Genomic DNA, 8,432 nt, shown 5'->3' with positions numbered 1-8,432 from the left:
ACTTGGTCGCTCATTTGCGACTTCCTTATGTTAACACTTTCGTTAATTGATGTCAACTAAGTTTTTCATTTCGTTTGTCGCTTTCGACGTTAATGTCATCGGCGACTTGTCCTATATTACACCCCCGTAGATCAACCGTCAATACTTTTTATCTTTTTTATTTTATAAATCATAAAAGCTTTGCCCTCTCTTAATTTCTAACACAGCCTTATAACTTCTTAAACTTATGTATTCAAACTAACAATCTGCAGCCTACACTCTCTAACTTAATACTAATACTTTTCTAAAGAATGAATGTGAGACCAAGTAAATATATATTAAGGATAGTATTTTTTCTTTTAGTACGTCCTCCCTCCTGCTCATCTCTAGGGAGATTATAAATAAAACACTTCTCTTCTTTACCTTTAAAATCTAATATACTTAGGAGGCGTTATGAAATGCATGTTAATAAAAAGATAATTTATGTATCCCATGATGCCCATTTCCACGGAGCACAGCTGCTTTCTTTACATACTATTAAGGCTCTTAAAGAAAACTTTGATTACTCTGTTGCAATTATTTCTATTGGATCAGGTATTTTAATTCCAGATTTTCAAAAGTACGGTCCTGTTTATTGTCTCGAGCAAGGTTATCAAACAGAAGAAAAGGTCGAATTATTAATAAAGGATTTATTATCACAGGATTTTACCCTCGCCATATGTAGCACTGTCATAAGTGGCGATATCGTCGCATTACTAGCTAGACACAATATAAAAGTTGTTTCATTAATACATGAATTACCGCATTTAATACAACAGTACTCTGCTGAAGGGAAAGCTAAAAACATCGCTGAATTTGCTTACAAAGTTGTCTTCCCTTCACAATACGTATATGAAAAATTTCGTACAATCACTGAATTGGATCCCCAAAAATGTCACATTCTCCCTCAAGGTTTGTTTAACCACAATCCTTATAAAAACAATATCGCAAAAGCTAGAAATGAGTTACGTAAGAAGCTTAACCTGCCTCTAGATAGCAAAATCATCTTAGGTGTAGGCTTCGCAGATTATCGAAAAGGAATAGATTTATTCTCACTTATCTCTTACTCAGTACGAAAGACTCACAAGGATATTCATTTCATTTGGGTAGGGAGAACAGACGTTCAATTCCTGAATACACTGCCCCCTAAATATAAAGCACATTTCACATTAGTCGATCCTACTCCCGATATCGGATTATATAACGCCGGGGCTGACTTATACTTATTAACTTCAAGGGAAGATCCTTTTCCAAATGTTGTTTTAGAAGCATTAGATGCAAAACTTCCTGTTATAGGGTTTAAAAATGCTGGAGGTTTCGAGGATGTTGTTACAGAAAAAACTGGTGCCTTAGTAGATTTTTTAAATTTACCCAAAATGCTAGAGAAAATATATGAATTTATTCACGATGAGGGATTACGATTACAAAAGGGAAGCTTTGGCCAAGAACTTATCGAAAAAAACTTCAATTTTCTTAATTACATTTATCAATTACTAGATCTTCTCGAACATAATTACAAAAAGATAAGTGTAATCATACCGAACTATAATTATGAAAAATACTTACCTGCTCGAATCCAATCAATCTTAAACCAAACCTACCCTCTTTACGAACTAATTTTCTTAGACGATGCCTCCACTGATCATAGCGTATCAACTTTTAAAAAGCTGCTCTCAAAAGAAAATAAGCCCCACCTGAAGGTTCAACAGATTATTAATGATAAAAACTCTGGTTCTGTATTTAAACAATGGATAAAAGGAGTCTCTGCAGCAACTGGTGATTATATTTGGATCGCAGAGGCCGATGACTTATGCGATAAGACATTTTTACAAGAGGTGATACCGGGGTTTTATATAAATAACAATATTACCTTAAGTTACACACAATCAAAACAAATTGATGAACAAGGAAATGTATTGGCTAATCATTATTTAAATTACACAAATGATATCGATAAAGAAAAATGGAAAGGCCCCTATTTTCGAAAAGGCGTCGAAGAAATACAAGATACGTTACTTATCAAAAACACTATACCTAATGTTTCAAGTGTAGTTTTTAAAAATATAGATATGAAGAAAACAGAAAAACAGTTAGAGAAGTTCAAAATAGCTGGTGATTGGTTTTTCTATGTTTCTCTTCTTACAGAGGGAGATATTTACTTCAATCCAGCCCCCTTAAACTATCATAGACGACATTTAAATAGCGTAACAAGAACAGAAGATTCATACTCCCATTACAATGAAGTTGTGCAAATGCAAAATTTCATTAAAGAAAGATTTACTATCGACGACATTTCTAAAATGAAAATGTATACATATAGAAAGCATCTTAAAGCATACTTAAAAATTTAAACTTGTGCTTTCTATGCCATCAATATCTCTTGTAAGTTGCTACTATTACTTAAGGGAGGAATACTCTTTGAAAGACTTTATAGAGGAACATAAAGATTTAATTTCTCAAATCGCACACAGCTATAATGTAAATGCAAGTATCCATCCTGAGGATCATATCTTTCAGTTCATTGTCACTAATCCCGTCTTCCCATCAAAAAAAGAAGCGATAGATTACTACTTTAAAGATGGGCAAAACTCAGCACAAATACTCTTAAACTTAATTACTTCCCTTTATCCTCCTACAGGCAATCCAATTAAATTGTTAGAATTTGCATCCGGATACGGCTGCGTAACACGTCATTTATTAAATCTACAAGCGAATTTGAGTATAACCGCTTGCGATATACACGAAGAGGCTATTTCCTTTATTGAAAACAAATTAAATAATTCTTCTATATTATCTCATCCTGAGCCTGAACAGTTAAAATTGGACTCCTCTACGTTCGATATCGTTTTTTGTCTATCCTTTTTCTCTCATATGCCTGATACAACTTGGTTTCGTTGGCTGCAAACATTGTATAACGCTGTTTCACCTGGTGGTTTATTCATTTTCACAACCCATGGCTATCAAAGCAAAAGATACTTCGGGTTTCCAAATTTAAATGAAAAGGGCTATTGGTTTCTCTCTTCTAGTGAACAATTCGATTTAGATGTGAATCAATACGGACAAACGATAGTTAGTCCCTCTTACGTGTGTGACAAAATTAAATTATTACCCCATAACCCAATTATCAAAAAGTATACTGAAGGATTTTGGTGGGAACATCAAGACCTTTGGGTTATAGAAAAAGAAGTAAAATAATAACCCACGCTCTGCTTATACAAGTAGAGTGTGGGTTATTGTTTTTTACTATATAAGAACTCTTCAATCCATAGCTTATTTAATCTAATCCCATGTTTAAAATCTATTTTAGGTTCCCAATTCAATTCTTGTTTTATCTTATCAATATTTAAAATGATTTTTTGAACGTTCTCTTGTTTTTGTTTGTAACAGATAAAATCCACTTTTCTTTCTGTTATTTTCTCTAATTCCACTATAATTCGTTTTAAAGAAAGACCTTTGCCACTCCCTATGTTGTATACGCAAGATTTCAATTGATTTAATTGTGCTAGTTGTATAGTAATTTCAACTAAATCATCGATATAAATATAATCTCTAATAATCTCCTCTGGATTCCCATATATATGAATCCTTTCATTACTGAGATGCTGGTACAAAAAACAATTTATCGCCCCAACTTTTTTTAAGGGGTTTTGGTATTTTCCATACGGATTAGAATATCTACATACAACATAATCTATTCCATATTTTCTCTTATAAAAATACAAATAATTCTCCAGCGAAACTTTTGTTATTCCATACGGGGAAAGTGGTCTTAATGGATGTTTCTCATCAATAGGCAAATATTCAGGTTCACCATAAACTGTGCCTCCCGAAGAAGCTAATATAATTTTTTTAATACGAAAATCTTTAACACTTTCCATGAAATTAAGAAAAAATAGACTGCTATTAATATCACCGAAAACATCTTCAATTGAAGTTGCTACGTTAGACGTCGCAGCTAAATAAATAATAATATCTATATTCACTAAAGCCTTATATATATCCTCAACATTTTTTAAATCACCTTTAATAAATTCAACTTCACTTACAATATTTTGAGGAAAATTATTTATATGTCTGGAAAATACTTTTACATTTTGCCCCTGTTTCAATAAACCCAATGCGAGGTTGATACCAATGAAACTATTTCCACCTACTATTAAATAATTATTCTTCCTCATAATATCATCTCTCTAGTAGTAAATTTTTCCCGTCTTCAAACCTAAAAATATACACAAATAAACTGGATCATTTCGATTATTCATCTTCTTATCATTGTATGTTTGTTATAAATTTTCATTATCTTTATTTTCTATTTTCATTTCAGAATAGCTTCCTTATTCAGGTTGACTGCAAAAACACTCATAATATTTACTCATCCCCATGAATATATTTAATAAACAATCCTCACTTGTTTAACCCATAAAAAAACTTCTAAATACACAAGGTTTTCAAAAAAGGAGTGCGAAACTCATGAAAAATATAAATCAAGAACTTTTAAATCATGTAATTCTACATAAAGATCGAATTCCACATTACCATAAAGACTTTCCGATTATACTATTTTGGAGTCATAGAAGCGGATGCACCGCGTTAGCTAATTGGTTCTTTTTTCAAATCGGATTATTTACTGAAGCAAAGAAATACAATGACTTTATTCATTACTATGAGTTCTGGGTGTATAAGAACAATACAAATTACATACCAGAGTTACAAAATGGTCTTCTAGAGGGTAAAAAGGATGTTTGTAAACTTGTGCGAAATCCCTATACAAGGGCTGTCAGCTCATTTCTATTACTTGCTGACAACCCATATGCTAGCCCTCAATGGGAAAGTATCCGTCATTATTTTTACAATGACAAATATAGTAATCAAGGAATATCATTTAAACAATTTTTATATTACGTTCAGGCATTCAGCTCCAATTCTCTAGCGTTAGATATACATTTTAGTCAACAATACGTCCCTGGTGAAGAAAACTTCATCCAATGTTATATTCCTTTAGAAGATTTTAATACACAAATCACCAAACTAGAACACACGTACGATTTGATAAAATCCCCTTTAGCACTTCTTACAAATTCAGATCATCATCGCGCACATAAGATGATTTATGCAGGGAGCTATGCAGAACTTAGCATTACAGATACAGACTTCCCACGATTTCCAACATACGAAAGCTTTTATGATAAAGAAACTATGGATTTAGTTACAGAAATATACGCACAGGATTTTGAAATGTACCCATACACGAAAGGGATATTTTAAGTCTATACATTTTCCCATGAATAAAAGCTGATGCATCGCATAGCATAAAGTGAAACTTTAATTCGATTGGGGGTTCTCTTCAACTGATTATTACCTTCTCCTAATCGCAATTTTAAGAGATACCTAACTTTCACCCATTTCCTTTGATTTCGCCGATTGTTGACGTGTATCATACTTTCCATAAATAGATTGCCTTTAACATAGGAGGGATGTCGTGTGGAAATCAATTTGAAACACAATAATGGGTACTGCGTTATTTGTGAAAAGAAAGCTACATTTATAGAGCATAATGATTGGCTTAGAGATCATTATTTATGTTCTACATGTAACTCTATACCAAGGCAGCGAGCTTTAATCCATGCTTTGCATACATTTTTTCCAAAATGGGATTCCTATAGTATCCACGAATCCTCTCCTGGAGGAATTACAACTCAGCTACTATTAAAAAACTGTAAAAACTATACTTATTCTCAATACTTTAGAAATTATCCTCTTGGCCAATACTTTCAAGGTATTAGATGTGAGAACTTAGAAGACATGACTTTTGAAGATGAATCTTTTGATTTATTCATTACTCAAGACGTTTTTGAGCATGTAATGACGCCAAACAAAGCCTTTAAAGAAATAGAACGAGTATTAAAACCTGGCGGCGCTCATGTATTTACTGTCCCTTGGTATCATACACTCACAAAAACTGTGCAAAGAGCAAGAATGAATCAAGAGGTGATTGAATATATTGAAGAGCCCATTTATCACGGAAACCCTATTGATGAGAATGGATCTTTAGTAACGTTCGATTGGGGGCAGGATATGCTTGAATATATTTATACACACGCAAACATGTATACCATTGTTTATTTACAAAAGGATAGATCACTAGGGTTAGATGCTGAATTTTTACATGTTTTTATTAGTAAAAAGCAAGAAAATAAAGTTTAATCACTATATAATTCGGAGGTTTAACAAATGAATAAATTTAAGTTAGGAAGTGATTTTGATCATCTTGTTAATTCACTATCTGATGTCGAACTTCTAAATTTATTTATACAAAGTTGTTCGCAAACAACGGTAAATGGGATTCCCGTACCTAGGTTTCCTCCTGAAGAAATTCAAAAACAATTTGTAGGTGCTTCCTATGAACATGCTCTTTACGAAGCATATTTGTTTTATAGACATATAAAAGAATACGCCCAAAATTTAGGGGTTCCCTTGAATAAAGAAAGTAAAGTTTTAGACTTCGGCTGCGGATGGGGAAGAATTATACGCTTCTTATTTAAAGATGCCTCTGATCAAAATTTACTTGGCATTGATGTCGATCCTGCGATGATCACACTTTGTAATGAAACACTAGGAAGAGGGATATATAAAACAGCAAGTCCACATCCCCCTGTAGAATTTATTAGTGACAATTCATTAGATATCATATTCGCTTATTCTGTATTCTCACATTTATCCGAAGCAACTGCCGAAAATTGGGTAAAAGAATTTTCAAGAGTTCTTCGCCCTGGTGGAATCTTCATCGCAACAACACAAGCGCGCTATTTTCTTGATTTTTGTCAACAATTCCAAGAACATCCTGAATTAATTCAAACAGGATGGCATAAAACTTTATCTCAAGCTTTTCCAGATATACATCGCGCCATCTCGGATTATGAAAACGGCAAATTTGTTCACAGTCCTACTGGTGCAGGGGATGTTAGAAATAGTAGTTTTTACGGAGAAACTGTTATACCTAGGACTTATATTGAAAATCATTATGAGAAATATTTAAAGCTACAAGACTTTTTTGATGATGTAAATCGATTACCACAGGCCCTCTTTGTCCTTCAAAAAATTTAATTCCTTTCATTCAACGTAATAAATTTCATGACGAAAAGCACTTTCTATTTCAGCTGTATATCAAATTACCTAATACTCTCTTATTAAGTAAGCTTAAAAAAATCCAATACATACCATAAAAAACAGTAAACAGATAACATATCTCTTGTTTTAAAATTACTTCACCAAATCAAGAATAACTTCCCAACACTTGAACTACGAAAAACATGAGGGGGATATAACTTGAAAATAATAGCTTTTTACTTACCACAATTCCATCAAATTAAAGAAAATGATCGATGGTGGGGGAAAGGATTTACTGAATGGACAAATACTAAAAGTGCACGACCTTTATTTTCAGGACATTATCAACCTAGGGAACCTTATCAAGATTTTTATTACGACTTAACTACCCCCTCCGTAAGAAAGTGGCAAGCGGAAATCGCTAAAGCATACGGTATATATGGTTTTTGTTATTATCATTACTGGTTTAAGGGAAAAAGACTATTAGAAACACCCTTTAATGAGGTACTAAAGATGAAGGAACCTGACTTCCCTTTTTGTCTTTCTTGGGCAAATGAACCATGGACAAAATCTTGGGATGGTCTCGATAAACATATATTAATGCCTCAAGACTACGGAGATATATCTGATTGGAAGGAACACTTTGATTATTTATTACAGGCTTTCCAGGATGAGAGATATATTTATATAGATGATAAACCTCTATTCATTATTTATCGTCCAGGACATATTCCTGATTGTGAAAAAATGCTTAATTACTGGAATGCATTAGCGCGAGAAAATGGTTTAAAAGGTATATACTTTGCTGAAACATTAAACAGTTTTCCACTACCTAATATAAATGGATTCGATGCTAGCATTCAGTTTGAACCTTTCTATACAATTGCCCATGATAGCTCTTCAGACATAAATAAGGTAATATATGATTCTGATATGCAATTAAATGTTTGGGACTACGATAAAGTATGGATGTATATATTACAACGATCGCTCCCAAAGAAAAAAACATTTCCCGGGGCTTTTGTTGATTGGGATAATACTGCACGACGTAAAAACGCAAATAGCAGCATCTTTGTAGGTTCTACCCCTGAAAAGTTCACCATATATTTAAGCAAGCAAATTCATCGTACTTACTCTTTTTATAACAGCGAGTTTTTATTTATTAACGCATGGAACGAGTGGGCGGAAGGAACTTACTTAGAGCCAGATAAAAAATATGGATTTTCTTATTTAGAAGGGGTTAAAAATGCAATTGATAGAGGTATGAAAGCATACAAAAAAGACGAGTCATTCTGACTCGTCTTAAG

Annotated in this window: 7 protein-coding genes; 6 read left to right on the top strand and 1 reads right to left on the bottom strand. The window is 33.0% G+C overall.

The window, feature by feature from the left end:
* Positions 1 to 437 precede the first annotated feature (437 nt).
* Both ACZDYH_RS30080 and ACZDYH_RS30075 read left to right on the top strand, forming a co-directional pair.
* Complete coding sequence (locus tag ACZDYH_RS30080; RefSeq protein WP_434713352.1) at positions 438 to 2,369, top strand: glycosyltransferase; 1,932 nt, start codon at positions 438 to 440, stop codon at positions 2,367 to 2,369.
* Positions 2,370 to 2,436: 67 nt separating this feature from the next.
* Positions 2,437 to 3,213: a class I SAM-dependent methyltransferase gene (locus ACZDYH_RS30075; protein WP_434713350.1), complete on the top strand. Its 777-nt coding sequence runs from the start codon at positions 2,437 to 2,439 to the stop codon at positions 3,211 to 3,213.
* 35 nt (positions 3,214 to 3,248) lie between these two features.
* On the opposite strand, the gene ACZDYH_RS30070 is transcribed toward ACZDYH_RS30075, so the two are convergent.
* Positions 3,249 to 4,196, bottom strand: a complete 948-nt coding sequence (locus ACZDYH_RS30070; protein ID WP_001230834.1) for an NAD-dependent epimerase/dehydratase family protein — start codon at positions 4,194 to 4,196, stop codon at positions 3,249 to 3,251.
* Between the two features lie 292 nt (positions 4,197 to 4,488).
* On the opposite strand from ACZDYH_RS30070, the gene ACZDYH_RS30065 reads away from it, so the two are divergent.
* From ACZDYH_RS30065 to ACZDYH_RS30050, 4 genes are all read left to right on the top strand, one after another.
* Positions 4,489 to 5,283 (top strand): sulfotransferase family 2 domain-containing protein, encoded by a 795-nt coding sequence (locus ACZDYH_RS30065; RefSeq protein WP_000790047.1) that lies wholly within the window; start codon positions 4,489 to 4,491, stop codon positions 5,281 to 5,283.
* A gap of 216 nt (positions 5,284 to 5,499) precedes the next feature.
* Complete coding sequence (locus tag ACZDYH_RS30060) at positions 5,500 to 6,222, top strand: class I SAM-dependent methyltransferase (RefSeq protein WP_102957134.1); 723 nt, start codon at positions 5,500 to 5,502, stop codon at positions 6,220 to 6,222.
* Between the two features lie 27 nt (positions 6,223 to 6,249).
* Positions 6,250 to 7,122 (top strand): class I SAM-dependent methyltransferase, encoded by an 873-nt coding sequence (locus ACZDYH_RS30055; RefSeq protein ID WP_088363398.1) that lies wholly within the window; start codon positions 6,250 to 6,252, stop codon positions 7,120 to 7,122.
* Positions 7,123 to 7,344: 222 nt separating this feature from the next.
* Positions 7,345 to 8,421, top strand: coding sequence for a glycosyltransferase WbsX family protein (locus ACZDYH_RS30050; protein ID WP_000690995.1), 1,077 nt, complete (start codon positions 7,345 to 7,347; stop codon positions 8,419 to 8,421).
* Positions 8,422 to 8,432 lie beyond the last annotated feature (11 nt).

The sequence above is a fragment of the Bacillus sp. EB V-12 genome (genome assembly GCF_056158125.1).
The sequence above is the reverse complement of the archived record's forward strand: the minus strand, read 5'-3'. Positions and strand labels throughout refer to the sequence as shown.

Bases quoted from the DNA above. Each gene is read 5' to 3' on its own strand.
- ACZDYH_RS30080 (WP_434713352.1), top strand. From the start codon at position 438: ATGCATGTTAATAAAAAGATAATTTATGTATCCCATGATGCCCATTTC.
- ACZDYH_RS30070 (WP_001230834.1), bottom strand. From the start codon at position 4,196: ATGAGGAAGAATAATTATTTAATAGTAGGTGGAAATAGTTTCATTGGT.
- ACZDYH_RS30065 (WP_000790047.1), top strand. From the start codon at position 4,489: ATGAAAAATATAAATCAAGAACTTTTAAATCATGTAATTCTACATAAA.
- ACZDYH_RS30055 (WP_088363398.1), top strand. From the start codon at position 6,250: ATGAATAAATTTAAGTTAGGAAGTGATTTTGATCATCTTGTTAATTCA.